Source organism: Methanocella arvoryzae MRE50, from assembly GCF_000063445.1.
GTDB lineage: Archaea > Halobacteriota > Methanocellia > Methanocellales > Methanocellaceae > Methanocella_A > Methanocella_A arvoryzae.
In genome coordinates, this window is sequence record NC_009464.1 from 600,251 (window position 1) to 626,623 (window position 26,373).

28 protein-coding genes, 1 tRNA gene, 1 other RNA gene and 1 pseudogene are annotated in these 26,373 nt (G+C 54.4%); 17 read left to right on the top strand and 14 right to left on the bottom strand.

Going from position 1 to position 26,373, the window contains the following annotated elements:
• Positions 1-142: 142 nt before the first annotated feature.
• Both RCI_RS02990 and RCI_RS02995 read left to right on the top strand, forming a co-directional pair.
• Positions 143-1,117: an NADP-dependent oxidoreductase gene (locus RCI_RS02990; RefSeq protein ID WP_231844927.1), complete on the top strand. Its 975-nt coding sequence runs from the start codon at positions 143-145 to the stop codon at positions 1,115-1,117.
• A 70-nt stretch (positions 1,118-1,187) separates the two neighbouring features.
• On the top strand, positions 1,188-2,168 hold the full coding sequence (locus RCI_RS02995; RefSeq protein ID WP_231844928.1) for an NADP-dependent oxidoreductase: 981 nt from the start codon (positions 1,188-1,190) through the stop codon (positions 2,166-2,168).
• Between the two features lie 11 nt (positions 2,169-2,179).
• On the opposite strand, the pseudogene ruvB reads toward RCI_RS02995, so the two are convergent.
• The 3 genes and pseudogenes from ruvB to ruvC all read right to left on the bottom strand — a co-directional run bounded on the left by ruvB (position 2,180) and on the right by ruvC (position 4,350).
• Positions 2,180-3,215 (bottom strand): annotated as a pseudogene (gene ruvB, locus RCI_RS03000) (Holliday junction branch migration DNA helicase RuvB).
• Between the two features lie 45 nt (positions 3,216-3,260).
• A complete protein-coding gene (gene ruvA, locus RCI_RS03005; RefSeq protein ID WP_012034909.1) occupies positions 3,261-3,866 on the bottom strand; it encodes a Holliday junction branch migration protein RuvA in 606 nt (201 codons plus the stop codon).
• Entirely contained in the window at positions 3,832-4,350 is a 519-nt protein-coding gene (ruvC, locus tag RCI_RS03010; protein ID WP_012034910.1) for a crossover junction endodeoxyribonuclease RuvC, read from the bottom strand. Before ruvC ends, ruvA begins: the two co-directional genes overlap by 35 nt.
• Before the next feature lie 176 nt (positions 4,351-4,526).
• Between ruvC and RCI_RS03015 the strand changes: the two genes are divergently transcribed.
• On the top strand, positions 4,527-6,563 hold the full coding sequence (locus RCI_RS03015; protein ID WP_012034911.1) for a zinc ribbon domain-containing protein: 2,037 nt from the start codon (positions 4,527-4,529) through the stop codon (positions 6,561-6,563).
• 9 nt (positions 6,564-6,572) lie between these two features.
• On the opposite strand, the gene RCI_RS03020 is transcribed toward RCI_RS03015, so the two are convergent.
• Positions 6,573-7,541, bottom strand: coding sequence for a carboxypeptidase-like regulatory domain-containing protein (locus RCI_RS03020; protein ID WP_012034912.1), 969 nt, complete (start codon positions 7,539-7,541; stop codon positions 6,573-6,575).
• A 724-nt stretch (positions 7,542-8,265) separates the two neighbouring features.
• Here RCI_RS03020 and RCI_RS03025 point away from each other — a divergent pair.
• The gene (locus RCI_RS03025) at positions 8,266-8,649 is read left to right on the top strand and encodes a class II SORL domain-containing protein (protein WP_231844929.1); all 384 of its coding nucleotides are present in this window, start codon (positions 8,266-8,268) and stop codon (positions 8,647-8,649) included.
• A 56-nt stretch (positions 8,650-8,705) separates the two neighbouring features.
• Here RCI_RS03025 and RCI_RS03030 read toward each other — a convergent pair whose 3' ends face one another.
• Positions 8,706-9,899, bottom strand: coding sequence for a redox-regulated ATPase YchF (locus RCI_RS03030; RefSeq protein ID WP_012034914.1), 1,194 nt, complete (start codon positions 9,897-9,899; stop codon positions 8,706-8,708).
• A gap of 191 nt (positions 9,900-10,090) precedes the next feature.
• Between RCI_RS03030 and RCI_RS03035 the strand changes: the two genes are divergently transcribed.
• From RCI_RS03035 to RCI_RS16575, 3 genes are all read left to right on the top strand, one after another.
• Positions 10,091-11,341: a carboxypeptidase-like regulatory domain-containing protein gene (locus tag RCI_RS03035; protein WP_012034915.1), complete on the top strand. Its 1,251-nt coding sequence runs from the start codon at positions 10,091-10,093 to the stop codon at positions 11,339-11,341.
• Positions 11,342-11,436: 95 nt separating this feature from the next.
• Positions 11,437-11,521: transfer RNA gene (locus tag RCI_RS03040), tRNA-Leu, on the top strand.
• Between the two features lie 300 nt (positions 11,522-11,821).
• Positions 11,822-12,130, top strand: a complete 309-nt coding sequence (locus RCI_RS16575; RefSeq protein WP_048197937.1) for a hypothetical protein — start codon at positions 11,822-11,824, stop codon at positions 12,128-12,130.
• A 13-nt stretch (positions 12,131-12,143) separates the two neighbouring features.
• Here the strand turns inward: RCI_RS16575 and RCI_RS03050 are convergent, their stop codons facing one another.
• Both RCI_RS03050 and RCI_RS03055 read right to left on the bottom strand, forming a co-directional pair.
• The gene (locus RCI_RS03050) at positions 12,144-13,013 is read right to left on the bottom strand and encodes a carboxypeptidase-like regulatory domain-containing protein (protein ID WP_012034917.1); all 870 of its coding nucleotides are present in this window, start codon (positions 13,011-13,013) and stop codon (positions 12,144-12,146) included.
• A gap of 79 nt (positions 13,014-13,092) precedes the next feature.
• Complete coding sequence (locus RCI_RS03055) at positions 13,093-13,725, bottom strand: TetR/AcrR family transcriptional regulator (RefSeq protein ID WP_012034918.1); 633 nt, start codon at positions 13,723-13,725, stop codon at positions 13,093-13,095.
• A gap of 134 nt (positions 13,726-13,859) precedes the next feature.
• Here RCI_RS03055 and RCI_RS03060 point away from each other — a divergent pair, with 134 nt between their 5' ends.
• Positions 13,860-14,783: a DNA-methyltransferase gene (locus tag RCI_RS03060; protein WP_012034919.1), complete on the top strand. Its 924-nt coding sequence runs from the start codon at positions 13,860-13,862 to the stop codon at positions 14,781-14,783.
• A gap of 10 nt (positions 14,784-14,793) precedes the next feature.
• On the opposite strand, the gene RCI_RS03065 is transcribed toward RCI_RS03060, so the two are convergent.
• Positions 14,794-15,105, bottom strand: a complete 312-nt coding sequence (locus RCI_RS03065; protein ID WP_012034920.1) for a hypothetical protein — start codon at positions 15,103-15,105, stop codon at positions 14,794-14,796.
• A gap of 1 nt (position 15,106) precedes the next feature.
• Positions 15,107-15,604, bottom strand: a complete 498-nt coding sequence (locus RCI_RS03070) for a hypothetical protein (RefSeq protein ID WP_012034921.1) — start codon at positions 15,602-15,604, stop codon at positions 15,107-15,109.
• Between the two features lie 273 nt (positions 15,605-15,877).
• Here RCI_RS03070 and RCI_RS03075 point away from each other — a divergent pair, with 273 nt between their 5' ends.
• Positions 15,878-16,105, top strand: coding sequence for a hypothetical protein (locus tag RCI_RS03075; RefSeq protein WP_048197941.1), 228 nt, complete (start codon positions 15,878-15,880; stop codon positions 16,103-16,105).
• A gap of 16 nt (positions 16,106-16,121) precedes the next feature.
• Here RCI_RS03075 and RCI_RS03080 read toward each other — a convergent pair whose 3' ends face one another.
• The gene (locus RCI_RS03080) at positions 16,122-17,042 is read right to left on the bottom strand and encodes a CPBP family intramembrane glutamic endopeptidase (protein WP_148266502.1); all 921 of its coding nucleotides are present in this window, start codon (positions 17,040-17,042) and stop codon (positions 16,122-16,124) included.
• Positions 17,043-17,154: 112 nt separating this feature from the next.
• On the opposite strand from RCI_RS03080, the gene RCI_RS03085 reads away from it, so the two are divergent.
• A complete protein-coding gene (locus RCI_RS03085; RefSeq protein WP_012034924.1) occupies positions 17,155-17,823 on the top strand; it encodes an HAD family hydrolase in 669 nt (222 codons plus the stop codon).
• A gap of 296 nt (positions 17,824-18,119) precedes the next feature.
• On the opposite strand, the gene RCI_RS03090 is transcribed toward RCI_RS03085, so the two are convergent.
• Positions 18,120-18,461: a cupin domain-containing protein gene (locus tag RCI_RS03090; protein WP_012034925.1), complete on the bottom strand. Its 342-nt coding sequence runs from the start codon at positions 18,459-18,461 to the stop codon at positions 18,120-18,122.
• 210 nt (positions 18,462-18,671) lie between these two features.
• Here RCI_RS03090 and RCI_RS03095 point away from each other — a divergent pair, with 210 nt between their 5' ends.
• Complete coding sequence (locus tag RCI_RS03095; RefSeq protein ID WP_148266503.1) at positions 18,672-19,232, top strand: hypothetical protein; 561 nt, start codon at positions 18,672-18,674, stop codon at positions 19,230-19,232.
• A 100-nt stretch (positions 19,233-19,332) separates the two neighbouring features.
• On the opposite strand, the gene RCI_RS03100 is transcribed toward RCI_RS03095, so the two are convergent.
• Both RCI_RS03100 and ffs read right to left on the bottom strand, forming a co-directional pair.
• Entirely contained in the window at positions 19,333-19,992 is a 660-nt protein-coding gene (locus RCI_RS03100) for a hypothetical protein (RefSeq protein WP_012034927.1), read from the bottom strand.
• A 291-nt stretch (positions 19,993-20,283) separates the two neighbouring features.
• Positions 20,284-20,599: signal recognition particle sRNA (gene ffs / locus RCI_RS16105), an RNA gene on the bottom strand.
• A 74-nt stretch (positions 20,600-20,673) separates the two neighbouring features.
• On the opposite strand from ffs, the gene RCI_RS03105 reads away from it, so the two are divergent.
• The 3 genes from RCI_RS03105 (at position 20,674) to RCI_RS03115 (ending at position 23,183) form a co-directional block, all read left to right on the top strand.
• Positions 20,674-20,928 (top strand): hypothetical protein, encoded by a 255-nt coding sequence (locus tag RCI_RS03105; protein ID WP_012034929.1) that lies wholly within the window; start codon positions 20,674-20,676, stop codon positions 20,926-20,928.
• A 241-nt stretch (positions 20,929-21,169) separates the two neighbouring features.
• Entirely contained in the window at positions 21,170-22,489 is a 1,320-nt protein-coding gene (locus RCI_RS15650; protein ID WP_012034930.1) for a chemotaxis protein CheW, read from the top strand.
• Between the two features lie 25 nt (positions 22,490-22,514).
• A complete protein-coding gene (locus RCI_RS03115) occupies positions 22,515-23,183 on the top strand; it encodes a B3/B4 domain-containing protein (RefSeq protein ID WP_012034931.1) in 669 nt (222 codons plus the stop codon).
• 4 nt (positions 23,184-23,187) lie between these two features.
• Here the strand turns inward: RCI_RS03115 and RCI_RS03120 are convergent, their stop codons facing one another.
• Positions 23,188-23,454: a glutaredoxin domain-containing protein gene (locus RCI_RS03120; RefSeq protein WP_012034932.1), complete on the bottom strand. Its 267-nt coding sequence runs from the start codon at positions 23,452-23,454 to the stop codon at positions 23,188-23,190.
• A gap of 245 nt (positions 23,455-23,699) precedes the next feature.
• Here RCI_RS03120 and RCI_RS03125 point away from each other — a divergent pair, with 245 nt between their 5' ends.
• The 3 genes from RCI_RS03125 (at position 23,700) to RCI_RS03135 (ending at position 26,245) form a co-directional block, all read left to right on the top strand.
• Positions 23,700-23,912 carry a hypothetical protein gene (locus RCI_RS03125; RefSeq protein ID WP_148266504.1) on the top strand — a complete coding sequence of 71 codons (213 nt, stop codon included), beginning with the start codon at positions 23,700-23,702 and terminating at the stop codon, positions 23,910-23,912.
• A 168-nt stretch (positions 23,913-24,080) separates the two neighbouring features.
• Positions 24,081-24,800 carry an ABC transporter ATP-binding protein gene (locus tag RCI_RS03130; RefSeq protein WP_012034934.1) on the top strand — a complete coding sequence of 240 codons (720 nt, stop codon included), beginning with the start codon at positions 24,081-24,083 and terminating at the stop codon, positions 24,798-24,800.
• On the top strand, positions 24,797-26,245 hold the full coding sequence (locus RCI_RS03135) for a hypothetical protein (RefSeq protein WP_012034935.1): 1,449 nt from the start codon (positions 24,797-24,799) through the stop codon (positions 26,243-26,245). Before RCI_RS03130 ends, RCI_RS03135 begins: the two co-directional genes overlap by 4 nt.
• Positions 26,246-26,373: the final 128 nt, after the last annotated feature.

Sequence of the window (26,373 nt, forward strand, 5' to 3'; positions counted from 1 at the left end):
GGCTGACACTTCGGCCTCTTCTCTTTTATTTTTTAAACGCACTGCCTGTAACCGGTTTTTCTACAGTCACGTCGTGAGATTTAACAAGTAACTGCGGAACTCATTTTTCTCCGCACTGCACCCATATTGTCGTGGAGATAACATGGTAGCGATACAGGCAGAGCAACCCCTATCTCGCGCGATCACTATGAAAGCGATCAGGTACCACTCGTTCGGCGGGCCGGAGGTACTACGCTACGAAGATGTCCCCAAGCCCGAAGCGAGGTCAGGCGAAGTTTTAATCAGAGTAAAAGCAACGGGAGTGAATCCAATAGACTGGAAAATCCGGGCAGGATACATGAAAGAGTTTTTCCAGAAGATGCTCCCGCTGATCCCCGGGGGCGACGTAGCGGGAGTCGTCGAGGCTGCAGGCCCCGGAGTCACGGATTTCAAGGAAGGCGACGAAGTATACGGGTGGCTGGGAACAGGGAAGAATGGCACTTACGCAGAATATGTGGCAGCTGATGCGCAAGCCATATCCCTCAAGCCTAAATCCCTGGACTTCGTCCAGGCTGCCGGCATCCCTCTCGCTGCTCTGGTAGCGTGGCAGACGCTCTTCGATACTGCTGACCTGAAGTTCGGCCAGACGGTGCTCGTGCACGGCGCCTCCGGCGGGATAGGGCACTTAGCAGTACAGCTGGCCAAGTGGAAAGGAGCTAAAGTTATCGGAACTGCATCGACACGCAACCAGGACTTCCTGAGAGAGATAGGCACGGACATGGTGATCGACTACCAGAAAGCCAGATTCGAGGATATGGTACGTAATATCGACGTCGTACTCGATACCCAGGCAGGCGATACCCAGCGAAGGTCGTACAGAGTCCTCAAGAAAGGTGGCATCCTGGTCTCCACGCTTGGCATAGAAAATCCCGACGAGGCGGCGAAGTACGGCGTCAGGGCAGTCGGTTTCATAAACCACCCCGACGGGGGAGAGCTAAAGCAGATAGCAGATCTGATCGACGAAGGAAAGCTAAAGCCCACAATAAGTACCGTAATGCCCCTGAAAGACGCGGCCAGAGCTCATGAACTGAGCCAGACAGGACACTCCCGGGGCAAGATCGTGCTGAAAGTTGACTGAAGATTATCAGCCGGTATAAATGTGGAATTCCCTTTTGCGCATCCGGCCCTCACGCGAAATGGGAGATATTATGGCAGCGATGCAGGCAGAGGAAAAGAGATCTCAGGCCAGGACGATGAAGGCGGTGAGGTTTCACACTTTCGGCGGTCCTGAGGTGTTGCGCTACGAAGACGTGCCCCGTCCCGAAGCAGGCGCCGGAGAGGTTCTGGTCCGCATCAGGGCCGCAGGCGTAAATCCTGTCGACTGGAAGATCCGGGCGGGCTACATGAGGGAGATGTTCCGGGACAGGCTCCCGATGATCCCGGGAGTGGACATGGCCGGAGTAGTGGAAGAAGTGGGCGGCGACATCACCGGCTTCAAGGCCGGCGATAAAGTCTACGGCTTTTTGGGCGTCGCCCAGAGCGGCGGCACTTACGCAGAATATTGTAAAGCAGGATATTTCACCCTTGCACCTATGCCAGAATCGCTGGACTTTACAGAGGCGGCAGCTCTGCCGCTGGTCTCGCTCGTGGGATGGCAGACGCTCTTCGATATCGCACACCTGGACAAAGGCCAGACAGTCCTCATCCACGGCGCCTCAGGCGGAGTAGGCCACATGGCAGTCCAGCTAGCAAAATGGCGAGGCGCCACCGTCATCGGCACGGCATCCGCCAGAAATGCGGACTTTTTAAGCAGCCTGGGCGCCGATGAGGTGATCGATTACCATAAGGTCCGTTTTGAGGACGTTGCCCGTGACGTCGACGTAGTGCTGGACACCCAGGCCGGCGACACCCAGCAGCGTTCTTACCATGTCTTGAAGAAAGGAGGCATTCTGGTTTCCACGCTGGGCATCGAGAACCCTGACGAGGCGGCGAAATGCGGGGTGAGAGCGACGGGCTTTTTGGCCCAGCCTAACGGCACTGAGCTGAGGCATATCGCCAGGCTGATCGACGAAGGAAAGCTGAAGCCAGCGGTGAGCACGGTGATGCCGCTCAGGGATGCGGCAAGAGCGCATGAGCAAAGCCAGACAGGGCACGTCCGGGGAAAAATTGTGCTGAAGGTAGGCGATTAGGGGTATCCCGCCTATATTACGCCCATCTTCTTCAGGTGCTCGACCGCTGCAGGCGTAGCCATGCGACCCCGAGGCGTACGATTAATGAACCCGATCTGGATCAGGTACGGCTCATATACGTCCTCGATAGTGTCCGTTTCCTCGCTCACGCTGACTGCCAGCGTCTCGGCGCCGACCGGGCCGCCACCATAGTCCTTGATGATCGTTTTGAGAATCCTGCGATCCATGGCATCCAGACCGAGGAAATCGACGTCGAGCTTATCGAGCGATTTTCGGGCGATCCCGGTATCGATCACGGTCTTCTTTTCCACGTGGGCGAAGTCTCGTACCCTGCGGAGCAGCCTGTTGGCAATCCTGGGCGTGCCCCTCGAGCGGGCTGCGATCTCCATGGAGCCGTCAGGGGTGATTTCCATGTTCAGGATCTTGGCAGACCGGTCGATAATGGTCTTTAAATCCTCAGGAGTGTAGAACTCAAACCGCAGCGACATACCGAACCTGTCACGGAGCGGTGGGGATAGCATACCGGCTCTTGTGGTAGCGCCGACTAATGTAAATCTCGGCAATTCTAATCGAATAGAGCGGGCGCTCGGGCCTTTGCCGATGATGATGTCGATCTCGAAGTCTTCCATGGCCGAGTACAGGATTTCCTCTACCACGTGGCTCAGCCGGTGGATCTCGTCGATGAAGAGGACATCGCCCTCTTTTAGGTTGGTGAGAATTGCAGCCAGGTCGCCGGCACGCTCGATGGCGGGCCCCTGAGGTGATGCGAATGTTCGCGCCCATCTCTCTGGCGATGATGTTGGCCAGCGTGGTCTTGCCGAGGCCGGGAGGGCCGTAGAGCAGGACGTGATCGAGGGACTCGTTGCGCATCTTCGCGGCGTCGATGAAGACCCGCAGGTTCTCCTTGATCTTCTTCTGGCCGATGAAGTCCTCAAGGCTCTTCGGGCGCAGGCCTTCGAAGACCCGCTCCTCCCGATCGCCCTCGATCTCCTCAGGCGATACGATGCGCTCTTCTCTGGCCTCATTCTCTTCGTCAACATTGATCATATGTACAGTGTCCTCAAATGTTATTATTCACGGCTATTTAGCCGCCTATTTAGCCGCGTACCGCAGCGAGGCTACGACCAGCTCATTTACCAGCGGCGGCGCCGTGAAGTTGTCTCTTGCCCTGGCCACCGCGTCAGAGGCGACCTGTCTGCTATAGCCCAGCGCCACAAGGGCATCCACTGCATCAGCGGAGGCAGTGTCGCCCTTCACCTGCTTCTTGGCATGGTGCATGATGCGCAACTTAGCCACCTTATCCTTCAATTCGAGGACCAGCCTCTGAGCGGTCTTCTTGCCTACGCCGTTCATGCGGGTCAGCGTCTTCAGGTCTTCGGTCACGATGGCTTCGGCGATCTCTTCAACGGTGGCGCCGGACATGATGCCCAGGCCGACTTTGGGCCCGATGCCTGATACGGTGAGCAGCAGCCGGAAGAAATCCCGGTCCTGTATAGTAGCGAAGCCGTACAGGGTAGTGCCGTCTTCTTCCCGGAAGTTGGTGTGAATATAAAGCTTGCAGTCCTCTCCTTCCTGCGGTAGCTGATCTAGTACTGGTGTCGGCACGTGTACTTCGTAGCCGATGCCCCCGGCTTCGATGACGACGACCTCTTCGGATTCGGACTTAGCGTCGATTTTGCCTTCGATATGTGCTATCATGTCCAATGTTCTCCATCTTCGCGGAGTTAGCGTGGCATATGGCCACGGCCAGTGCGTCGGCAGTATCGTCCGGCTTCGGGACCTCCTTCAGCGCCAGCAGCCTGGTCACCATCAGCTGTACCTGCTGCTTGGTCGCCCTGCCGTACCCTACTACAGCCTGCTTTACCTGCAGGGGCGTATATTCTGCCACTTCCAGCCCCGCGTTCACCGCGGCCAGGACAAGCACGCCCCGGGCGTGGCTGGCAACGATGGCAGTCTTGACGTTCTTGTTGAAAAATAACTCCTCGACTGCGACGACGTCGGGCTTGTACTCTGCTATGACTGTACTCATGTCATCGTATAAAATCTTTAGGCGATCAGGGACTGGAAGGCCACTTTCCGTAGAGATGTGCCCGTATTTGCCCGCTTTCAGGCCGTTTTTTCCGGCTTCGACTATGCCAAAGCCTACAAGTGCAAAGCCAGGGTCAATTCCAAGTATTCTCATATTTATCGAAAAGCATCAAACAATGCTCATATTTATCATAAACAGGCCCTCTACCGGCAAATATATTATCGTATTGCACAATAATGATATCTATATCCGGATATGACAGTCCAGAATTGTGGTTCATCTTAATCGATGATAACGTTTGCTATCAGACTGGAAAATCGTGATCATATATGAGGTTCTACCCCAGGAAGGCTCGCAAGAAAACTGATGTTCTTGTCGACAAAATCGCTTCAGGCAAGTGCGACGACATGGCAATCAGCGAGCTGAAGGCCGCCGTCGCGGAGATATCCGACCCGGAAGAGCTGCAGCGGGTTTCATGGGCGGTTCTCGACATAGCGATGAACTCTGCCAACCTGACTGCGGCAGGATATGCCCTCAAAGCTCTATTGCTGTTCATGCCGATGAAGGAGGACATTGAGAATGCCCTCGATAACAGAGTCCTCATGCTGGTGGAAGATAAGGCTGCCGTCTCTAACAAAGTCCTGATCGAAGCCATGGCAGGCTATATACGGGAGAGAGTTTCGGGCAACATCGACCGATCACTATCATTTATCCCTGCGATGCTCCTGTTTCTCGAGGAAGCTAACGGCGGAGCAGCGGCCATATCTTACGAAGTGCTCATGAAAGCGGCACACCACCACCCGGAGTATTTCGAGTCATACGCGCCGCTCCTGACCAGAGAGCTGGGCAGCATCAACAACTCAACCAGAATCTACGCAGCAAAGCTCATCACGAAGCTCGCCACTACTCACCCGGAATATATGGCTGAAGCGGAGAAGACTCTGCTGCACATATCTACGTTCCATCCCGACGCCGAAGTAAAAAGCGCTGCGGCGGAGGCTTACCAGACCATCACGCAGAGCCAGCTGCCTCCCCTGCCAGAGCCGAGCATGCCGGCGCAGCCGAAACACGATTCGACCGGCGGCCTGGCAGAGATCATAAGGAAGAAAGCCTCGGCCAGGGAGAGGAGCGAGAGCGGCGACGGCCGTATCGATAATCGCCTGCTGTCGCTGGCAGCCAACTTTGCGAGGAAGTCGGACCTGCGAAACGGGAAAGGTGAAGCCGGCTTGAAATCCCATGACGACAGCGAAGCAATGGAGAAGATCATAGACGACTTCTCAGAGATCGCCGGCGTCATCACCGGAAGCGCTGATACGGATCGCAAGACAGGTTCCGCAGGGGAGACGATCTCCAAAGAAGAGGCAGAGCTGCGAGACATGGTTGCCAAGGTGCAGATGGACTTCTCTGTGTCCGCAGAAAGCCTGCTGGACTCGATAGGCATGAAACACCTGCACAAGGACCTGCAGACCGAACGCCAGGACGACAATAGCAGCACAGGCACTACTGAGACGGTTACCACCACGTCAGCAACAACAATGGATACTGCAATGGAAACGCTGGCAGCAGCCATAAATTCTGACCCGGTGCAGATGCCGGAAACTGATGTAATGACTGCAGGCGCTGAAATGTCCGAGACAGCGCCGACGGCGTCCGGCGTTATAGATCAGCCAGAAATGACAGAGATGCAGGAGACAAACATGTCGGCGACAGAAACGTCGTCAACAGTGCCGGCATCAGCCCCGGAAGTGATGCCAGAAGCTCCGGTTACTGCGGCGGTTCCAGAAACCCCCGCCGAAGCAGCTCCGTCTCCAGCCGGAAGCAGCACGGAGATAGCTTCCGCTGCTCCGGAGAAGGCGCCGGTGATCATTTCGAAGGCTATCAGATCCCCGATCATCCCTGAAGGCGTGCGTATATCGCCGCTCAAGTCCAGGACGCCGGACCAGGCCAGGAAACAGCAGCCGCCCGCCAAAATTTTTATCAAGCCTCATATAAAGCCCCTCAACCGCACTCCGAGAGACGTCAGTAAAATAATGCAACAGCAGCCTCAGACACCTGATGGATCTCAGCAGACTGAGCAGTCATTAGTAAAGGATCCCGTAGATGGGAACGGTGCGAGCGCAGCTGCAGCGGATGCTCAGCAAAGTGTCGAGAGTACTCCAGTAGAGCCGACAGTATGTCCTTCCTGTGGCGAGATAATTGCCGGGGACCAGCAGTACTGCCTCAAATGCGGGACGGACCTGAAGTCGCTAAAAGTCAGATGTCCGCGCTGCAGCCAGATCAATGCCAAAGACACCGGCACGTGCGTCAGGTGCGGCGCTAAACTGGTGAAAGGCCCGGCCGCGGCGAAGCAGCCGGAGATACTATAGAGTAAAAATCTATTTTTTCCGCGCCAGCACTGCCATTCCAGCCGATGCCACTACTGCAAGGACTGAAAGGACAGCTCCCATGCCCGGGACAGGCAGGCCGTCTACAGGAGGTGCCGCCGTGGGAGACGATACCGGCGTAGGAGTAACCACTGGCTCGGGGGTCGGCGTCGGGGTGATCAGCGCCGGGTATACGTAGTCCGGGAATGCCACGTTAGCCGTGTAGGTGCCAACGTTCATGTATACCATTGCATAGTAAACGTGGCCGTCCCTCTCCGCGGTGAGGTTATAGGTACCCCTCGGCACTCTTGAGAACGTGTAAGTGCCGATGGCGGCGGTTCTGCCATCGCTGGTCAGCTGGGGATTATCAGGAGCGCGGAGGACGCCGACGTTATCGGTGCCATTCCACACCCACAGGGTGACTTTAGCGTAGGGTACGCCGTTCTTATTCTTGTCCGTGACAACGCCCGAGACTGTGCCCCAGCCCACGACGTGTACGGTGCAGGTATCCTTAATCTCGTGGCTGTAGGAGATCCGTGAGCTGGCGGTGATGTTCACTATGCCCACGGTATTGTTGGAGATGAGCAGTATTTTCGCCTGCCCGTGCTCGTCGCTGGGCCGAGTCCGGTCCATGGGCTCCAGGACTGCGACCGAGTCGTTGTCAGAGGTGAAGGTAATGGGAATGTTCGACTGGTTGTAGGGCTTGCCATTCAGGTACAGCTGCGCGGTGATGACCGATACGTGAGGCGAGGTGCCGTATATCTCAGAATATGCCGAGTAGTCGATATCCGGGGCGTCCTCGATGGAAATGCCGGCGCTGTATGAGACAGGGTTTACAGGAGAAACGTTGACCAGAACTGCGCCGGGCTCCACAAGGTGGTTCACAGGAGTCGCGTTCTGGGCCATACCGCCCGTCACCGGGATCGCCAGCACTGCCAGGAAGATGGCCAGCAGGATAGTAAATGGATAGTATCGGGACATACAATGCAATGGATAGAGTACCGTGCCTAAATATTTTCCTCTGTATAGTTATTCTTAAAACTTTTAGGACAGTCAGGTACCGTTTACACGAAGTACACAAGGTACACAAGGTATAGTCATTTCTGAAACTTTTTGGATGTCTGTCCGATCAGATCGTGGGGCGTATAGCCCTTGCTTATTCACGTGTGAACGATGACGAACGCTGCGCTGTGCTTGGACACAGATTGGACAGATGATACAGATTGGACAGATGCGATAAGGAAAAGTTGGTTAGACGATATCCTATTTCAGGTAGTATCTGTATAATCTGTCAAATCTGTACAATCTGTGTCCCGGCACAGCGCAGCGATCGTTCACGCATCGCCTCGAGAACGCCTGCGAATGCAGGCGTTCAAAAGGCGAACATCCAGGCACAGGAATGTCCAAAAAGTTTCAAGTAAAACTATACACGAGGTTTTACGATAAGATTATCTTACAGAATGCCGTTATTATCGAACTTTGTGTACCTCGTGTACTTCGGGTACTTCGTGTAAATGGTACGGGCGCTCGTACAAAACGTTTCAGTAACGACTATACACTTTGCGCGGCGTTGCGCATTCCACGAGGATAAGTGTAAGCGGACGCGATTTTTTTCAGCACGATATTTATACCGCCCTGCCAGATAGTGAATGGCCAGGGCATAACCAGCCGTGGTACGAGCCTTAATAGCAGTACGGTGATGCGCATGATGAGAGCGGAACCCGGAATGACGGAAGACCTTTTCAAGCAGATCAACTACCCCAAGAACCCGGAGAGCATGAGCGACCTGGAGAAGAAGCACTGGCCGAGGATCGAGTGCCCGGACGTGGTGGAGGCAGGAAAGCCCTTCGACGTGACGGTCAACATAGGCGTAGGAATCGATCACCCCAGCGAGCTGGCGCACTTTATCGAGTGGATCGACCTGAACCGGGGCGACTTAGGCACGACAAGGGCATACCTGCAGCCCAAATACTCGTTCCCGAGAGTCACCTTCAGGATATCCCTTGATCAGGACACGATGCTGGTAGCGAGAGAGTCCTGCAATCTGCATGGCATCTGGGAGAACAAGAAGCAGGTGAGGGTAAAATAAGCTGTCGAAAAAGCATATAGCGGGGGCGATAACCCCCGCATCAGAGTTATCTAATTTTATCTGGTCGACACGATCTTGATGATGTCGTTGTCCGCCAGCTCGTGCTTTTCTCCCAGCCTCATCTTGGTCCTCGCGTTGACCGCGAACAGGAACGAGTCGCCGATCTGAGTGTGGACCCGGTAAGCCAGGTCTTTCGCGGTCGAGCCTTTCTTGATCAGGAACGCATCCGGGAAGGCCACGCCGTCCTTGTTGGTGAAGTGAGTCTCGTCCTCGACAGGGTAGACGGTGATAAAGCCCAGCAGTTCGTAGACGACGGTGTTCAGGCACTGCTGGATGCCGGTGCCGCCATTTTTCACGATGAACTCCCGCATCTTCTCCAGTGCCGCCTTCTGGGGAGCGCTCAGCTTTGCCGGGTCCTTGATCGTGAAGTCCTTATCTCCGGGCATGTACTCGATATAGTTATTCTTGGCCGCCGTCCGCAATGCCAGCTCGATGCCGGCGCTGCACGGGATTACCTTGTAGCCCTGCTTTTCCAGGCTTTTCAGCTTCTCGATATTGGCGGCAGGCGCTACGTCTGCCTTGTTTGCGGCGATGATCATGGGCTTGCTCACCTTGCGGAGCGACTCGGACAGCGCGATCATGTCCTGCTCATCCCAGTTGACGATCGCTTTGCTATCGAGCCCGATCTCGTGGATGGCCTGCCGGGCCATGAGGTCGGTGATGCCCAGTCCGGCAAACTGCTCGGCCACAACTTCCTCGACTCTGGCACCGCCGGAGCCGGACTTCTTTGCCAGCTTCATCCAGTTGTTGCTGAGGATGCCATACATCCACATGGTGATCTCGTTTTCCAGAAACTTGACGTCCTCCATGGGGTCATGAGAGCCTATCGGTACAGTATTGCCTTCTATGTCAGTGCCGCCCGAAGCGTCGATCACGTGGATGACTGCCTCGGCCTGGCGCATGTCGTCGAGGAACTTGTTCCCGAGGCCTTTGCCCTTGTACGCGTCGGGCACCAGGCCGGCTACGTCCAGCAGCTCTACGGCGATGAATCTCTCCCCGTCCTGACATTTGGTACACTCGACTTTCAGCTCTACAGACGGGCATCTGGTCCTCACGTAAGACACGCCATGGTTAGGCTTGATAGTGGTAAAGGGGTAATTGGCGATCTCCACGTCTGCCAGCGTGGCAGACTTGAAGAACGACGACTTCCCCGCGTTAGGCTTTCCGGCCAGCGCGATGAGTATGGTCATAGTAAACAACTTCTTTTAGTTCAGTTTATGGAATAAGGTATGCGGCCTGAAGCCTATTTATCATTTCGGTTCTGCGCTATCCAGAAAGTAGCGTAAGGCCATGGCAGAGCTCGATCAGGCCAGAGAGTTAGCTTGAGTAGCAAGCGGTTGTAATATGGTTAGATAAAGGATATAAAGAGTCAGCACTTATAATGAACGCGATTCCTGTGAAAGCCGCCCGACTGGTATTTATTTGTGCAATATTATTGTTATTGACCGGAATAGCCGCTGCAGGGTCTACTCTGCCCCCGGTGCCCGGACATATGACCACCCTGACTACGGATCATTTTTACATCAAATATAACCCTGAGGGCAAGGTACCGCTGACGACAACCCTGGATGAATCGCTGGCGGCATACGCCATAGTAGACACATTTTTCATGGGATTCCACAACAAGACTACCCTCATAGTGGCGGACAGCTATAACGAATTCCGCCTGATCACTGGCATCGGGGACATCCCCGAAGATACCACAGGCCTGAACTTTAACGAAGGGTCCAGGGGCACCGTGGCAATCAAGTCACCCCACCTGGTCCCTAACTACAGGCAGGTCCTGACATACCACCTGGCGAGGATCATGGAGCGGACGCTCATGCAGGAATACCACAACCCGCCCGAATGGTTCCAGGACGGCCTGGCAGCTTACGTAGCCTCGGACATCACGGACGAACAAAGGGAGACGGCCGCGGAGAAAGCGAGGACCGGAAACTGGATGACCCTGGCGGAAATTGAAAAGGTCTACGCCAACCGGACCGTCTACAACGAAAACTCGCCGGAGACGCTGGCAGCCAGAGGACAGGCTTTTCTGCTGATGGAGTACGTGGGGCAAACATACGGCAACCGCACGCTGGTAAACATTCTCACGGACTTTGGCTATTCCGGTAACATCAGCCAGTCGTTCAAGAACAGCACAGGCCATACGCCTGAAAAGTTCAACGAAGACCTGAGAAAGGTCATGTTCGGCCCGGTGGCTACCCCTGTACCCACCCCGCCGGTCATTGTCAAGGAGTACATTTCGGGCTACGTAAGGGACGGAGCCGGCAATCCGGTAGCAGGGCATGAAGTCACCATCACGGGTGACAAAGTCAACACCACAGTTACCACCAACGAGTCAGGATACTATGCGGCAGAGGTCACTTTCGGCCTCCTGAAAGTCAACATGCAAGTAAACGGTTACGAGTACAACAATACTGTACCAGTAAACCCGGGCGAAAACAAGGTGTACGACATCACGATAAACGACCTGGACCTGAACGAAGAAGCCAGGTCGATACTGCCGGCGCTCAGGCTCCCCGATATGCCCGAGATAAGTGTCAACAGCACACTGGCAGGAGCGACAGTAGGGCTGGTCAACCTCCTTGCCCTTGTATGGATTGTCTCAGTATTGAGGCGCAATCTCTGAGATTCTGGAGGGGCCCAAAAAAGTATAAATACTATGTACTGCGTATAAGGCTACGCTGTGACAATGCAGATTCGTGCAATGTCTAAGCATCGTTTGCAGGGGTTGCCAAGTCAGGTCAAAGGCGCAGGATTCAGGGTCCTGTCTCGAAGGGGTTCGCCGGTTCGAATCCGGCCCCCTGCACTAACAAGTTTTTTGTAAGCCTTTCAGAGAACTTTTTTTGAAAAAAAGTTTTCTTGAATCTCGACACCCGATCAAGCCCGAAGGGCATTTTAAAAAGGTTGTTTTTGAGGGGGCGCATGGGGAATTTTAATAAAAAAATTCCCCCGTACACCCTTATAATACTACACCTACTCACCTCAGCTCTGGCTTCAGCCCGGAATTCCGACATCCGATAACTTACCGGGACCTATGCCTTACAACGCCAGGGCTCCGAGGAAAAGCCTTTTCCACTTAACCACCATACTATCACAAAGTGATAAAATGGTAGATGCAGAGACTGTCGAAGATATCACCGGCTTTATCAGCGGTAACGTGAAGCGAAAGCAAATCCTCGACGTGCTCGATAAAAACGGCAGCGCGACTCAGGAGTATCTCGGCAAGCTCACCAGGATGCCGAGGCTCATGCTGGAGAAAGTGCTCAAGGACATGGCAGAGAGGGACGTCATTGCGCTGAAGGATGGCAAGTATTCGTTGACTGAGAGCGGCAAAGTTGCAGCGCAGGTCTTACCAAAAGGTTCTGCAAAAGGCGGCAGCCAGAAGTACGACGCGAACATTCAGCGTGAAATATAGAAAATAAAAAAAGTTACTCTTTTTTCCTGCCCGCTATCGCTACTCCGATAGCCGAAGCCAGTATAGCTATAGCCACTCCAAAGCCAGGCGAAGGCTCCGGTGTAGGGCTTGTCTGTGAGCCATCTGTAGTAGGATCACGGGTCGGGAACGGCGTGATTTCCGGTGGCTTGAGATCCATGGCTACGCTCAGGTCCGTGGTGACTCCTGGCTCGACCTGGAAGATTAAGGAATATCCGTCTTTGAAACCGTCTTGAGATACCCTGATCTGGTACGGCGTCTCGAAGTCTGTGAGGTCTGTGAACCTGAATACGCCGTTCTGATCAGTGGTGGTCGTTTCGTACACGATGTCGGCGTTCGTCGGGCTGACCAGGCAGACGGTTGCCCCGTACAGCGGAGCGCCTGTGCCGATCTGGGTTACCCTGCCGCTGGCCGTACCGGGGGCCTGTGATGGGTCAGGGGTAGGCTGATAGTTCTCCTTAGGAAGAATCTGGACGTCGACGAAGACCTTGGTTCCGGAAGGGATGCCGAACGGCTCCGTCTGGCCATCGGTGTAAGCAGGATCTTTAGCGATGATCCGGTAAGCGCTGCCGCTCGTGGAGCTGATGCCGATGAACCGGTAGCGGCCGGTTTCATCTGAAGTGGTTGTCATATAAATCATACTGGTATTACTGGCGTTAACCAGGGCTACGTAGATGAACGGCACCGCATCGGTTGTGACTGTCTTATACACCTTGCCGGTCACGCTGCCCGGGCTGTATCCGTCGGGCATGGGGGGAAGACCCGTGTTTGGGCCCGGGTAGGCGGCAGACGCCGGGATCGAAGAGATTAGCAGGCTGGCCAGTAAGATAATGGTTGGTATGAGTATCAGCCGGGGAAATGACATGAGTAGTAGTACACAAATACTCTATTTAAGCTTTATATCACAATCGTTTGATCGATGCCTGAAAAGTAAGAAGGTAACATCAATTGTCAGGGCTGGTCAAGAGAGACCGATATACCGGGTCCCTGCAGTTTTTCACGAAATCCTCGCATCGCATACCGCACCTGTCGAGCACTGGAAGATGCACAGGTGGCAGGCACCGGGCATCGTGTAAGGCCATGCTGAAAAACTGGCCTGTGGCCAGCGGATCGATACCGGCTATGAAAGCCCCCTCTCCCCCGCCATCTTTTACTGCCTGAGCCAGCGTCATCTGGTTTGCCCGGACGAGCCGGATCAGTTCCTGAGCGTTTTTGTCGCCGGGGTCAGCCACCTGAAGAGACCGAAGCTTTTGCAGCACGGCCATTTTTTCAGGATTAGCCTGCCAGAACAGCTCCACGGCAAGGCAGGAGGCGCGCACATTCCTGAAGCCCCGGGTGCCGAAAATACGGTTCTCTATAGCCTTGTTCAGCGAGCTGACTATCCTCACGGCCACAGCAGCATACAGCGTTTCCCTGCTGGAGAAATGCTGATACAGGATGGCCCTGGAGATGCCCGCTTTTCTGGCCACACTCTCCATGGCAACGCCCTCCGGTGCCTGCGAATAGAGCAGACGTTCAGTAACATCCAGGATCCTGCCACGCGTGTAGTTGTCTTGTCCTTCCGCCCATCTGCTCATCTATGATCAGCCTCGCATCACAAGAGTCGTATTGTTCCTGATGATGGCATCGTTTATCAACTTTAACGTGTCAACCATCTGCTCTTCCTGCACAATTATTATGCCTGTTACCGACTAGTATCATTGAGATCAGGATGGGCAGACGAAAAGGCGCAGCCGGGCAGACGAGCAGCAAAGGATTGCAGCAGCAACAAGGCACCGAGACCAGCGCTTTCGGGTCTCCGGGCAGGATCTGCCATGACTCGTCGAAGTTCTATGGAAGCAGGCTGTACGAAGGGCTCGTCCAGAAGAAGAGCGCCGGCTATGTCGAGAACAGCGTGCCCGCCGATCGGATGGATCAGATATTCGCCTGTTCCAGCGAGCAAATGGAAGAGCTGCCGGATTGTTCTGTTCACCTGATGGTAACGTCGCCGCCGTATAACGTGGGCAAGGAGTACGATGAGGACCTCACGCTGCAGGAGTACAGGGATTTTCTGTCACGTGTCTGGAAAGAGACTTACCGGGTGCTTGTGCCGGGAGGCAGGGCCTGCGTTAACGTGGCGAACCTCGGCCGTAAACCGTACCTGTCGCTCAGCTCGCTACTCACGGCCGACTTGCTCGAGGCCGGTTTCCTGATGAGGGGCGAGATCATCTGGAACAAGGCTGCTACGGCCAGCCCATCGACAGCCTGGGGCAGCTGGCAGTCGGCAAGTAACCCCACGCTCAGGGATGTACACGAGTATATCCTGGTTTTCTCCAAAGACACCTTTTCCAGGGCGGGCAAGGGCAGGACATCCACCATCACCAGGGACGAGTTTCTGGAGTACACGAAAAGCGTCTGGACCTTCGGCGCCGAGTCCGCCAGAAAGATCGGCCATCCCGCGCCGTTCCCTGTCGAGCTTCCGGCGAGGTGTATCAAGCTATACACATTCGAGGGAGACGTGGTCCTCGACCCATTCATGGGCAGCGGCACCACGGCCGTGGCAGCCCTGCAAAACGGCAGGCACTTCGTGGGCTATGAGATCGATCCTGAGTATGTAGAAAAGGCGGAGGCCAGGATCAGGGCTTGCCAGAAATAGCTATGCGCATCTATCGTAGCTGAGAATACTTTCCTTTGATCTCGGCGATGACTAAGAAATTCGAGGCCCCTGAGGCATCGAGGATCTCCTGCCCGAGGTATTCGGGCCATGCTGCGCAGACTTCGCTGCAGTTCAGGCCTTTTCTCACCGCCAGTTCCCGGATTGACATGACGGCCTCTTCTATGCCTTCAGCTTCCGGAATCACTACAATCTCCCGGTCGCCGCGGTAATATGCGCCTATATCAGGATACCTGTGACGGATATAGTTGAAGATCTGTACCGCGGTCATGGGGCTGTCGTCGTACAGCAGGTGGCAGGCCATGTCAGTCCTCCGAGCTCTTCAGCTCCAGGGAATACAAAAAATCCTCGGATCGCAGGTATTTGATCGCTATCGTAACGGGGTTTTTACCTTCCCCATACTCGTAGTTCGGATAGATCTTGCCATCCTTCATCCTGAACATTCCTGAGGAGAGCATTTCGTCAAGGGCTCCGCCTTCAAGGCAGTCCTTATGGAAGCCCCAGCTGACGAAGGGGAAGTGCTTTTCCCGGTAGAAAGGCACGAGGTCGTCCCGGCTGACCGCCCTGTCACAGATCAGGCACCGCACCTTCGGGAGATACCGGTCGCTGTTGAGCATGACGCTATCCAAGACAATCGAGATCTCGCCGTCTTCGGCGATCGCATCGAGCAGTGTACGGGCCCGCTCGCGGTCGCCGCCAATGAGATCGAGGACCTCATCCAGGTCTGCAATATGCCCTTTTTTACCGGAGATGAACTCCAGTACCTGCTGCTTCAGCACCTCTTTGTCGATATCGTCAGCCATGCTGCCACATCCGTATGCCCTTACGCCAGACTCCCGGGTTATGGCCGTCGCAGCCGCCGATACAGTCGATTGTGCCTCCGGTCCGGAACTTCCGGACGATGTCGGTCAACATAGCAAACAGGATATTAGCCGCTCATGACTAAAGGGTTTTCTCCGCCGCTTCGGGGCGAGACGGGAAAATAGCTATAGAGGTGGCACTACAATATGACAGGCGGACTTGCAGTAAAATTCAAGTACCTGTAGCTGTATCGTATACCCGGGAGGCACCAGAAGTTGAAGATCAGGTTTTCTAATCGGTTAGGGCTGCTGACATTGATCGGCGTAGTCGCAGGCGCAGTTCTCGCAGGCCTGGCGTACCCGATGAACCCGTATCTCGCCATCCCGTTCGTTTTGCTGGCCATAGTGTCGTTTATACTGTTTTGCATCTACCTCTACAAGTTCGTCTTCTACAGCCCGGAACTGGACCTTCCGGACGAAGAGCAGGCTGAGGAAAAAGAATAGGCAGTTTTTAGATCCCTCAGGCCACGATAAATGCGGCGAACAGCGGCAGGGCAAGGACCATGCTGGCACCTATACCTGAGAGCGCTGCTGCCACGATACTGTTCTCTTTAACCGTCACGTAGGCGAGAGCATAGCCAAGGACAGCCGAGGCCACAAGGACTCCTCCGGCGTAGAGCAGGTTTGAGGTGAGCAGGTAGTACAGTCCGCCATTGAAGAACGCAAAGAGGACCGCCTGGATGACGAGGCCCGCCTGCTTTCCGGCCATCGGCAGCAGCCTGGAGAGGAACAGCCCCCGGAACAGGATTTCGCCGGCCAGGCCTGCGGCAATCGAGAACAGCGCCAGCATAGAGAACACGGTGAGCAGCTTTGACGGTTCCGCGCTGCCGACGTTGAAGAACAGGTAAGCCAGTGCGGCTGTGAGAAGCAGCCCTGCGAGCAGGGCAGGCACTCCGATCGTCAGCCCGGAGGTAAGTTGTCCGGCCTTTATGAAGAGTGTAGATGGCCGGTCTTTCTCGATGAAGAGCAGTACGGCGATCAGCACGGCTGTCGCAACTATGTTCAACAAGGCGATGAACACGAGGGAAGCTGCTGTTGCTGCAGACGGATCGTACAGGTGCAGGTATTCGGCGCCGCTCCAGAGCAGCGTGATGGTGAAGAGTACCGCGAACGCGTCTATCAGCCGGGCGTATATGCCCATCACTTTTAGGCCAGAGCGCACCCCGTATGCGAGGCCTGCGAACAGGACGAAGCCGGTGAGGCGCAGTACAAGAGCGTCGAAGCCTTTCTCGAAGGCGGCCGCTACGGCAATAATGATGAAGAGAAGACCCATCAACGCCGGTATTGCGATGTTAGAAGGAAGCAGGTACTTCCCCATCTTTATGGCTGCCGGCTTTGATACACGTGATTTCCTTCGCCCTTTCACATGGCTGTCGCTCATATGATGCAATGGAGGCATATACCCTAAAAAGGCTTACGATCGGCGTAGCCTGATCCCGCCCTTAAACCGAAAAGTATATTGATCTCCCTGCTCGATCGATCAACAGTTGCCTATGTCTGAAATCAAAGGCCTCATTTTCGACCTGGACGGGACCATCATTGACAATTATGACAGGTACTTAGAGCACATGCTCACCTGCGTCGGAAACGATCTCGGGTTCTGCTTCACGCTCGGCCACGCGAAGGACCTGTGGTACTCCATCGGCGCCGAATCCAGGGACCAGGTAATCCATAGCTGGGGCCTCGACCCGGACAGGTTCTGGACTGCGTTCAACAGGCACGAGAGCCTCGAGAAAAAGATCGAGAACACTTACCTCTACAAAGACGCGCTATTCCTCGCAAGCCTTAAGATCCCCAAAGGCATCGTGACCCACACCTCGCTGGAGCACACCACCAGACTGCTGGAGCACGTCGGCATGCGGGAGCACTTCGACCCCATCATCGCCTGCACCGAGGAAACCGGCTTCAAGCCATCCCCGCTGCCACTGATCTATTGCCTGATGGAAATGCAGATCAAGCCCGAAGAGGCGGTCTACGTCGGCGACACCTGGTCAGACATGATGGCGGCCAGAAATGCGGGGATCAAGTCTGTGTACGTCAACCGGTTCAACAGGCCGATAGACTTCGTGCCGGACTACGAGATCGACAGCTTAGAGAAGATTGCGGGGATCGTCGAAGCTTGCTGCCCAGAGCTGCTCACCACAACCGCGGGAAGACAATAGATTCTAACCTCGGAGACGCGTGCAGTACTGGTTTTACCACAGAGACACAGAGGTGCACAGAGGTGCACAGAGTGGCTGTTTGACCACAGAGGCACGAGGTCACAGAGACGCACAGAGCCTTTTTAGATAATGGTTAGGCGACAAATATTCTATTAATATATCTGTGCGTCTCTGTGTTTCTCTGTGCCTCTGTGGTAAACCGTTTCTCTGTGCGCCTCTGTGCCTCTGTGGTAAACCGTTTCTCTGTGCGTCTCTGTGGTGAATAGCAGACAAGCAGTTGCGGTAATGTCTAAGCCTCAGCTCTTTTTGACCCCGTAGCGGTCGGGCTGGTCGAAGTGGTCCATGACCATGAGGCCGGCGTAGATGCGGCCGGTGTGCTTGACGCCTTCGGGGATGAAGTAATAGTCACCTTTGCGGTAGGTCCTGAGTTCGGCGTCGCCGATCTTGAAGTCCAGCCGGCCCTCGATGACGAAGCCCCACTGGGCTTTGTGGGCATGCTCAGGCAGGTCGATCTCCTCGGCGAACTCCATGAAGATGATCTGCTGGTCCTTGCCCTGGGAGAGATAAGCGGTGACGCCTTGCAGCGGAATATCGGCTTGCGGCAATCGGGTTACTACTGGCGGAAATTTACTGCTCATGTCCTCAACATACCATGCCTGCAGATATAAGCCTTTCCAGAGACAGAACTGCTGACGGTGGCGACAGCTGCAGGCTGGAAAACCGGTTCGTTGTCAGACTGTCAGCTGCCGGATCCGGCGAAAGCACAGAATAGCACCGGCCCGGATAATCAAGCTACTGCTCACCCTAAAATATTATTTATACAATTAATAAAAATAAATTATTGGATTGTGGCAGTTATGGGTGGGCGAGAGAAATCGATAACTAGAATAGTTGCATCGCTAACAGCCATCTTTCTGATAGGATTGCTGGCAGGACAGTTTGCGGAAGCCCAGGAAATTTCCAAAACACAGCCTGTAAGTAATGTGATCCCGGCAAACCCGGCAAACGTGAAGTATAACACGATCACCGACCGGGCGGATACTCTCGACAGGCATCCGGTACTGATGGACAACCCTTCTGCGCATAACCCGTCATACCAGGAGCTCATGGCTTTTTTAAAGAGCGATGACACGGTGAATAACAAGTACGACTATCCAAATTATACCTGTGCCAATTTCGTGGTGGATCTGCAGCATAAAGCCGAGAGCAAGGGCATTAACTGTGGCTACGCGGGCATCAACTTCAGGGGAAAAGAAACCGGCCACGCGATCAACGTTTTTCCGACTACAGACGCTGGGTTAGTCTACGTAGACCTGACCGGCGGCAAAATGATCATTTCGAAGAACCTCAGGAAAGGCATGAAGTACTTTAACATGGGAGTTATCGAGAGTGTGAAGATTTACTGGTGACAGCCAAAAGACTGGCTGATAGGTATGCAGGTGTATCTCTGGCGGCCGGGCAAAATCCGAAAAAGTGGCTTCCAGAGCGATACAATCTCATGGTACCTGACTACTGGTCATATCTATGCTTTCCGACTATCAGATTCGCCTGTTCTTTTTCACGTTCAGCCAGTGCATAAGGCACGAGAATTAAGATAGCTGCCGCTATTTTGAAGAGAATATTGCTCTCAGAAAGATCGTCCGGGATACTGATGAGGGTCATGCCGACGAAGATGATGACTCCGGCCATGTAGAGCGTATAGCGGTGCAGATGCACCTGTAAACCCAGCTCAAAAAACAGGTCTCTCAGCCTATTACCGGCCTTGACCCATTCGTTGATCAGTGTCGCCAGATCCCAGATGACGACCAGGATAAGGGCGATGACGAGTAAGTTCCCCAGAGAATTGCCGCTTACCGGGGATAGCGGCAGGCACATAGACCCGATACCGATGATCAAAGTTATCGCCAGTACCGCAAACATCGCCGCTACGAGGATATGAAAAATATGCCTGTTTTCCACGAAGAGCTGAGCACTAAAGATAAACACTGCCATGATGATGAACAAGACCATGATAGAAGATAGCCAGATCCAGACCTCTTCGACCACATCTTCAGGAAGTACAATAAATAAAAAGAGAGTTAACAGGATAATTACCAGCAACAGGATGACAAGTTTTAGAGAAACTTGCCTGAATCGCTCGACATTATCAATTTCTTCAAAGCCGAACATGGGGAAACCTTTGCATGACTATATTGTATACATTGAGCGCTACACCAGCCGTATAAGCTGTAGCTGGCTAAGCTTACCCCAGTTTCTCCATACATACGGGTAAGCACCAAAAGCCCTACCCAGCGTGGTGCAGATGCTTATAGTACAATTATATGTAACCCGATAATATATAAATTATACGATTATTATAAAAACATAACAAGTGTTTTCAGACTGTAGTCTTCAGAAACCTCGATAGCTTCATGTAGTCGATAGTATCGTCGGCAAAGAAGAGTTTATAATAAGTTATAGTAGCGAGCGCGCCTTAGGTCGTCGTTACCGCACATGATAGGTTGTCTTGCCCCTTTCCTCCAACCCGTGCCCCTGCAAGCGTCAGTTGTCCACGGTTAGCATGCTCCCTTCCGGGCCTGTGCCGGTCCCCGCAATCAAGGCAGTCGACGTGCTCTCCAGCACGGCGATTTACCACCGCTAACCCAGCAGGACGGATCTTCAACGTAGAGAAAGCAAGGCCTTCATGCGTCAGAAAACGCCTTCCACGGGCTTCGTCCTCCGCATGCCGACGATTTCGGATTACAGGTGACGCCGAATCACCCGGACTAGCTCGCCAAACTGGTATATTTGCACGCGCGCGGCAATAAACTTTTTGCCTGATCAGGCAGTAATAATTGTTATGGTGATCATATGGCAGATGAGAACGTAGAGGCCATGGTCGGCTACATCAGCGGCAACGTGAGGCGAAAGCAGATCGTCGAGGCGCTGAGCAGAGGGGCCGAAAGCATCGAAGCCCTGGGAAAACTGACCCGCATCCCGAGGCTCTCCCTTGATAAAATGATGGAAGAAATGGCCGGAAAGAACATCGTGAAGAAAGAAAAGAACGTCTACAAGCTCACCGAAGCCGGAGAGCAGGCTACCACCGTCCTCAAGGCGATGCGCTGAAACTATCGCCGGGCGGGACAACGATATAATTTTTTTACAGACGGGACACTGCACCCGGGGCTTCTGCTCCCTGGCGACCGGGTCCCGTTCAGAAGATCCACAATCGGCAGCAGCCGATCTTTTAATTCAGTAATTATACTATTGGCTCAAAAAAACTATAATAAAGGCCGGTGGTTTTACTTTTAGCGAGTTAGCGGTGTTCCCGACCGCATTAAGGCGGGCTGGTTGAGGGATTATAGATATGGCGAGTGACGAGGAGATGCAAGTAGTCGTATTCCGCGCAGGCGAATCGGATTATTGTGCGGACATCCGGGACGTCAGAGAGATCATCAGGCTGGATAACATCACCAGCATACCGGGCTCGGGAGAGCACTTAGAGGGCATCATCAACGTCCGCGGAGAAATAGTGCCGCTCATATCCCTCCGCAGCCTGACGGGCATGCCCCGCCAGGAGACTGACAGGGAAACCAGAGTGCTGATCATCGATCACAAGCCCGCTTTCGGGCTCATCGTGGATACGGTAGGCGAGGTGAAAAAAGTGCCCCGGGAGACTGTCGTGCCCCTGCCACCGATGATCAGGAACAGAATCGACAACCACCTCTTTACGGGCATCGTCAAGCTGCCTGACCGCATCCTGATCATCATCGACCTTAAGAAGGTCGTGGACAGGAAGGCCCCGGAGCAGGAATGCCTGGCTATCGATACTGAGCCTGCCGGAGTCGAGGAAACGCTGCAGGTGTCCGATAACAGCGATCAGGCGCTGGCACCGGCAACGCCTGCTCTCACAGCAGTTGCCGCCCCGGAAGCCACACAGCAGCAGCCGCAGCCCGATCTCACAAGAGCACCCCCGGATGGCGTATCCGACAACGTGTCTAAGGCCGACGGAGGAGTCACCCCTGCCCGGGCAGCCGTACCCGCAGAGCAGACTATCGAGGTCCACGTTACGGACCCCCGCATAACTGAAATTCACCTGGACGCCCTGAGGGAGATCGGCAACATCGGCACGTCACATGCTGCGACGTCACTGTCCACGCTGGTGAACATACCGATCAACATCACCGTGCCCGACATCAAGCTGGTGCAGATCAGCAACATCTCGGGCATGATGAGCGAGACTATGATGGTGGGCCTGCTGCTCGAGCTGAAGAACGCAGAAGCCTCGGTCGGCTACCTGTATAACCTGTTCCCGGCGCCCAGCGCGCTGAGGATCGTGGACAAGCTTATGGGACTGGAGATAGGCACCACGAAAGAACTGGACGAGATGGGCCAGTCCGCCATCATGGAAGTGGGCAACATCATCAGCTCCTCCTTCTGCGATGCAGTGGCCGAATTCCTGGGCATCACCATGCTTCCCACACCACCCAGCTACGTGTGTGATATGGCAGACTCGATTCTCGAGAACACGATCGTCGAGATCAGCATGATAGCGGACGACGCGATTATCTTCCGCACGGACATGGCCGACGACGAGCACATCTTCGAAGGCTATGTCATGCTGTTCCTCAATCCGGAGACGCTGGAAAAGATCCTCTCGATCATCGACTCCAAGCTCGGGCTATAAATAGCATTACGGCTATCTCTTTTTCATGCAGTTCGAGGGCATTGTCGAGAGGTTCCCGAACCTATGTGTTGCGGAAGGCATTGTTAAAGATCTAGAGATAGGGCCGGCATCGGATGATCTGGAGAAGCTGAAGCCCGAGATCGCAGGTAAGATCAGGTCTGCATACACTCTCGAGGCGGTCAAGGACGACCCGGGGTTCAGAGCTTACAGAGACTTTTTCTGGAGTGTCGGCGTCGACCCCACCAAGACAAGGCCGGCGTCAGAAGCGCTGGTGAGGCGAATCCTGGCAGGAAAGCCGCTACCGACGATCAACACAGCGGTCGACGCCTATAACCTGGTATCCGCCCTCCATGGCGTTCCAATCGCCGCTTTCGACGCAGACTTGCTAAGTGGTAGCCTTACGATGAGGTTCGCGACCGCCGGAGAGCAATTCAAGGGCATAGGCATGAAGGAGCCGGTAGATCTCAAGCCCAACCAGGTGATCATCTGTGATGAGGCAGAGATCATAGCGATATACCCTTACAGGGACTCGGACAGCACTAAGGTAACCATGACAACAAAAAATATGCACATTATATCGTGCGGTGTGCCTGGAGTCAGCAGGGATCGAGTGCTCGACGCGTACAGAGCCTGTGGGGATTACCTGGCGAAATATTGCCATGGCTCTGCAACAGAGCCGCACCTGTACCCGTGAGATTTTACTTCGCTCCGGCCTCGGCCTGCTGGCCTGCCTCGGAGCCCAGAACCTTGTTGATCTCGTCAGGGTTGAAACCGACGATCGTCTTGTCACCGTAGACGAGGAGAGGCGTTGCCCGGACCTTGTACTTGTGGATGAGCTCGTCCATCGCAGTTCGGTCTTTGGTGATGTCCTTGTCCTCGAACGAAATATTGTGTTTCTGCAGGTATTCTTTGAGCTGGTTGCAGTATCCGCAGGATGGCTGTGTGTATATTTTTACGTCAGGCATGATTCAACCCAATAGATGTGGACGTCTCGGGCGTATATAGGATGGCGCGGAAACAAACGGCATACCAAAGGCTTACAACAGATTACTCCACGACGCTCTGCCATGCCTGAATATGGCCTGTAAGCAACCACTACGTATTTGTATGGGGATTGTGTATAACCGGTCAAGTGAGTAAGATGGAATCACCAAAAACTGCAGAAAAACGCAGCCAAATTGAAAAAGAAGCAGAATATATAGTCCAGTACGTGAGAGGTTTTAAGGTCTTCTCCGCAAAAGATGAAGCAGCCATCGAGGAGATACTGGCGGCACTTAATAATCTGCACGCTACGGTAGACCGTATTGAAGAGGCCCACCAGCGGCGCATTATCCTGATGAATGAAATGGCGAAGACCATCAGCGCCATGGAAGAAGATCATAAGCAGTTCGCCTCTATGTACAGGAAGACAACTGCGGAGTAGCACTGAAGGAATACCGCTGCCTGTACAGTTTACATATTATGGAATGCATCAACGCCCGAATATGAGCTTAAAAAGGTAAAATTACTAAATTATAAGCCGATTTAACATACCAGAGCCATATAGCTAACTATTTATTATTTAACCCACAAATATGGCCCGGTTATTCTCATGTCGGCGATCATTACCAGAGGCTTAACTAAGAAGTACGGAAAATTCGAGGCGCTGTCAGGCCTGAGCATCGAAGTCGCCGAAGGCGAGTCCTTTTGCCTTCTGGGCCCCAACGGCGCCGGTAAATCGACTACTATCAGCCTGTTGACGGGCTCGATAGAGCCCACGTCGGGAAACGCTGTCGTGATGGGCGTCGACGTGGCAAAAGACCCGATCGGGGTGAAGAAGCTGGTAGGCATCGTGCCGGAGATGGAGTATCCCCCCAGCTTCTTAACCGTCAGGGAGTACCTGGACCTGGTCTGCAGCATCAGGAAAGTCAAGGAGCCCAAACCTGAGATCGATCGCTGGATCGAGTTCTTCGGCCTCGGGCCAAAGGAAGACGTGCTCTGCAAAGACCTGAGCAAAGGCACGAAGAAGAAGGTGATCGTCTCGGCGGCGCTGGTACACGAGCCGAAGCTGCTGTTCCTTGACGAGCCTTTCCTCGACCTGGACCCGATAGTACAGCATAACATGAAGGACTACCTGAGGTCATACGTGAAAGAGGGCGGCACAGTATTCCTGTCCACCCACATCCTTGAGATCGCCGAGAAGCTCTGCGACAGAACCGCCATCCTGTATAATGGCAAGCTGATAGCTTCGGGCAGGGTCGCCGAGCTCAAGCATTCCCGGGAGAGCCTGGAAGACGTCTTCATCCGGCTGGTGAAAGAGGAAGGGGCATGAGCGCGAACCTGTTCTGGCTGTTCATCAAAGAAGAGTACCGGGCACAGTCCTCGATGTTCAAGAGCTCGTTTCTGATGTACCCGGCCTTCATCCTCATGTTGTCCGGGCTCATGGGCCTGATGTTGCTGCCCATGCGCATGTCGCTATCGACGTACGATCTGGTCACGCTGGCACAGATTTGCGTTTTCATGTCCGGCATGCTCGTGGGGGGAATGGCGATGTTCCAGGAGGCGATCCTGGAAAGGCGAATGCCCGGAGTGCGGCTGCTGCTCAATATTCCGGGCACGCTGCCAGTCTCGAACAAAAAGATGTTTGCCTTTTTCTACTTCAAGGACATACTCTACTATATCTGCATGAACGTGCTGCCGGTACTCTTCGGCCTGTACCTCTCCACCTTTATCACCGGCTTGCACGTGGATCTGCCACTGGCAGCGGTGACCTTCATCCTGTCCTTCCTGCTGGGCGTCTCGGTGAGCTTCGCGCTCTCCACGATAGCAGTCCGCAGCAAGGCACTGTTCGCCGTAATACTGCTGGCGATCGTGGGGCTGGCGTACGCAACCACGATCGGGCAGGCGAGCGCGCTGACGGGCATCGGCCGGTTCGTGCCCACAGTTGGGGCATACCTGAGTGGATCGCTCCCGGACATCGCCGCCTCAATTATAATTTTCATAGTCCTCTCGGCCTTTTCGCTGGCCTTCATCAGAGAGACACCACATCCGGCGGAAAAGCGGTATAAGAGCAACTTTAGCGGTATCAGCGGGCGGTTCCGGCTGTTCGGCAGGTATTCCACACTGGCCGCTAAAGAATGGATCGACCTGATGCGCAGCGGCGGCCTGGGCTCGGTGCTCTTCTCATTTGTGCTTCCGCTGCTCTTCCTCTGGGGCCTGCTCTGGATGATGTCGAATGTGATGACCTTCGTGACCGACGGCAATGCGGTCAGCCTGCCGTTCAACACGCTCTTCTACTCGATCATCATCGGATTCTTTGCTACCCTCGTCTACGGCTGGCTGAACAACCTGGACAACAACGCCAACTACCGGATGCTGCCCGTTACAATGCCCGACGTAATCAAGGCGAAACTCATCCTGTTCGTCGTCCTGAACACAGTCGTCTCCGTGATTTACCTGGGGCTGATCAGCCTCAGCAGAGGCGAGTTGGCCCTGCTGCCGGCCGGCCTCTTCACGATGTTCATGGTTTCAGGCTACACGGGCGTGCTCACGGCGTACATGACAGGCATATTCACCAACAGCCTGATGTTCGACTACAAGGTGATGTCGATCTACGCCCTTGCAGTGGCGCCGGTACTCGTCATCCTCATCCTGCTGTCGTTCTACCCGGGGATGCTACTGGCTGTCATCGGCCTGTCAGCCCTGCTGGGCGTCGCGGCGTGGCTGCTGCTGGGCCGGATCGACAAAAAGTGGGGCAAAGCCGAGTTCGGGGCCTGATGGCCGGAAAAGTATAGCTCCTGCGTACACGACCCTCGTCAGTCGGAGAGGCCAGCCTATATTACGTCCTGGCCCATTTTTTATTATGCATAATAGCGAATATATATTTTAATTTCCGGCGGAATATC

What these genes read in the sequence shown, in the direction of transcription:
- RCI_RS02990 (WP_231844927.1), top strand. Translation starts at nt 143, where the DNA reads ATGGTAGCGATACAGGCAGAGCAACCCCTATCTCGCGCGATCACTATG.
- RCI_RS02995 (WP_231844928.1), top strand. Translation starts at nt 1,188, where the DNA reads ATGGCAGCGATGCAGGCAGAGGAAAAGAGATCTCAGGCCAGGACGATG.
- ruvA (WP_012034909.1), bottom strand. Translation starts at nt 3,866, where the DNA reads ATGATAGCACATATCGAAGGCAAAATCGACGCTAAGTCCGAATCCGAA.
- ruvC (WP_012034910.1), bottom strand. Translation starts at nt 4,350, where the DNA reads ATGAGAATACTTGGAATTGACCCTGGCTTTGCACTTGTAGGCTTTGGC.
- RCI_RS03015 (WP_012034911.1), top strand. Translation starts at nt 4,527, where the DNA reads ATGAGGTTCTACCCCAGGAAGGCTCGCAAGAAAACTGATGTTCTTGTC.
- RCI_RS03020 (WP_012034912.1), bottom strand. Translation starts at nt 7,541, where the DNA reads ATGTCCCGATACTATCCATTTACTATCCTGCTGGCCATCTTCCTGGCA.
- RCI_RS03025 (WP_231844929.1), top strand. Translation starts at nt 8,266, where the DNA reads ATGATGAGAGCGGAACCCGGAATGACGGAAGACCTTTTCAAGCAGATC.
- RCI_RS03030 (WP_012034914.1), bottom strand. Translation starts at nt 9,899, where the DNA reads ATGACCATACTCATCGCGCTGGCCGGAAAGCCTAACGCGGGGAAGTCG.
- RCI_RS03035 (WP_012034915.1), top strand. Translation starts at nt 10,091, where the DNA reads ATGAACGCGATTCCTGTGAAAGCCGCCCGACTGGTATTTATTTGTGCA.
- RCI_RS16575 (WP_048197937.1), top strand. Translation starts at nt 11,822, where the DNA reads ATGGTAGATGCAGAGACTGTCGAAGATATCACCGGCTTTATCAGCGGT.
- RCI_RS03050 (WP_012034917.1), bottom strand. Translation starts at nt 13,013, where the DNA reads ATGTCATTTCCCCGGCTGATACTCATACCAACCATTATCTTACTGGCC.
- RCI_RS03055 (WP_012034918.1), bottom strand. Translation starts at nt 13,725, where the DNA reads ATGAGCAGATGGGCGGAAGGACAAGACAACTACACGCGTGGCAGGATC.
- RCI_RS03060 (WP_012034919.1), top strand. Translation starts at nt 13,860, where the DNA reads ATGGGCAGACGAAAAGGCGCAGCCGGGCAGACGAGCAGCAAAGGATTG.
- RCI_RS03065 (WP_012034920.1), bottom strand. Translation starts at nt 15,105, where the DNA reads ATGGCCTGCCACCTGCTGTACGACGACAGCCCCATGACCGCGGTACAG.
- RCI_RS03070 (WP_012034921.1), bottom strand. Translation starts at nt 15,604, where the DNA reads ATGGCTGACGATATCGACAAAGAGGTGCTGAAGCAGCAGGTACTGGAG.
- RCI_RS03080 (WP_148266502.1), bottom strand. Translation starts at nt 17,042, where the DNA reads ATGAGCGACAGCCATGTGAAAGGGCGAAGGAAATCACGTGTATCAAAG.
- RCI_RS03085 (WP_012034924.1), top strand. Translation starts at nt 17,155, where the DNA reads ATGTCTGAAATCAAAGGCCTCATTTTCGACCTGGACGGGACCATCATT.
- RCI_RS03090 (WP_012034925.1), bottom strand. Translation starts at nt 18,461, where the DNA reads ATGAGCAGTAAATTTCCGCCAGTAGTAACCCGATTGCCGCAAGCCGAT.
- RCI_RS03100 (WP_012034927.1), bottom strand. Translation starts at nt 19,992, where the DNA reads ATGTTCGGCTTTGAAGAAATTGATAATGTCGAGCGATTCAGGCAAGTT.
- RCI_RS03105 (WP_012034929.1), top strand. Translation starts at nt 20,674, where the DNA reads ATGGCAGATGAGAACGTAGAGGCCATGGTCGGCTACATCAGCGGCAAC.
- RCI_RS15650 (WP_012034930.1), top strand. Translation starts at nt 21,170, where the DNA reads ATGGCGAGTGACGAGGAGATGCAAGTAGTCGTATTCCGCGCAGGCGAA.
- RCI_RS03115 (WP_012034931.1), top strand. Translation starts at nt 22,515, where the DNA reads ATGCAGTTCGAGGGCATTGTCGAGAGGTTCCCGAACCTATGTGTTGCG.
- RCI_RS03120 (WP_012034932.1), bottom strand. Translation starts at nt 23,454, where the DNA reads ATGCCTGACGTAAAAATATACACACAGCCATCCTGCGGATACTGCAAC.
- RCI_RS03130 (WP_012034934.1), top strand. Translation starts at nt 24,081, where the DNA reads ATGTCGGCGATCATTACCAGAGGCTTAACTAAGAAGTACGGAAAATTC.
- RCI_RS03135 (WP_012034935.1), top strand. Translation starts at nt 24,797, where the DNA reads ATGAGCGCGAACCTGTTCTGGCTGTTCATCAAAGAAGAGTACCGGGCA.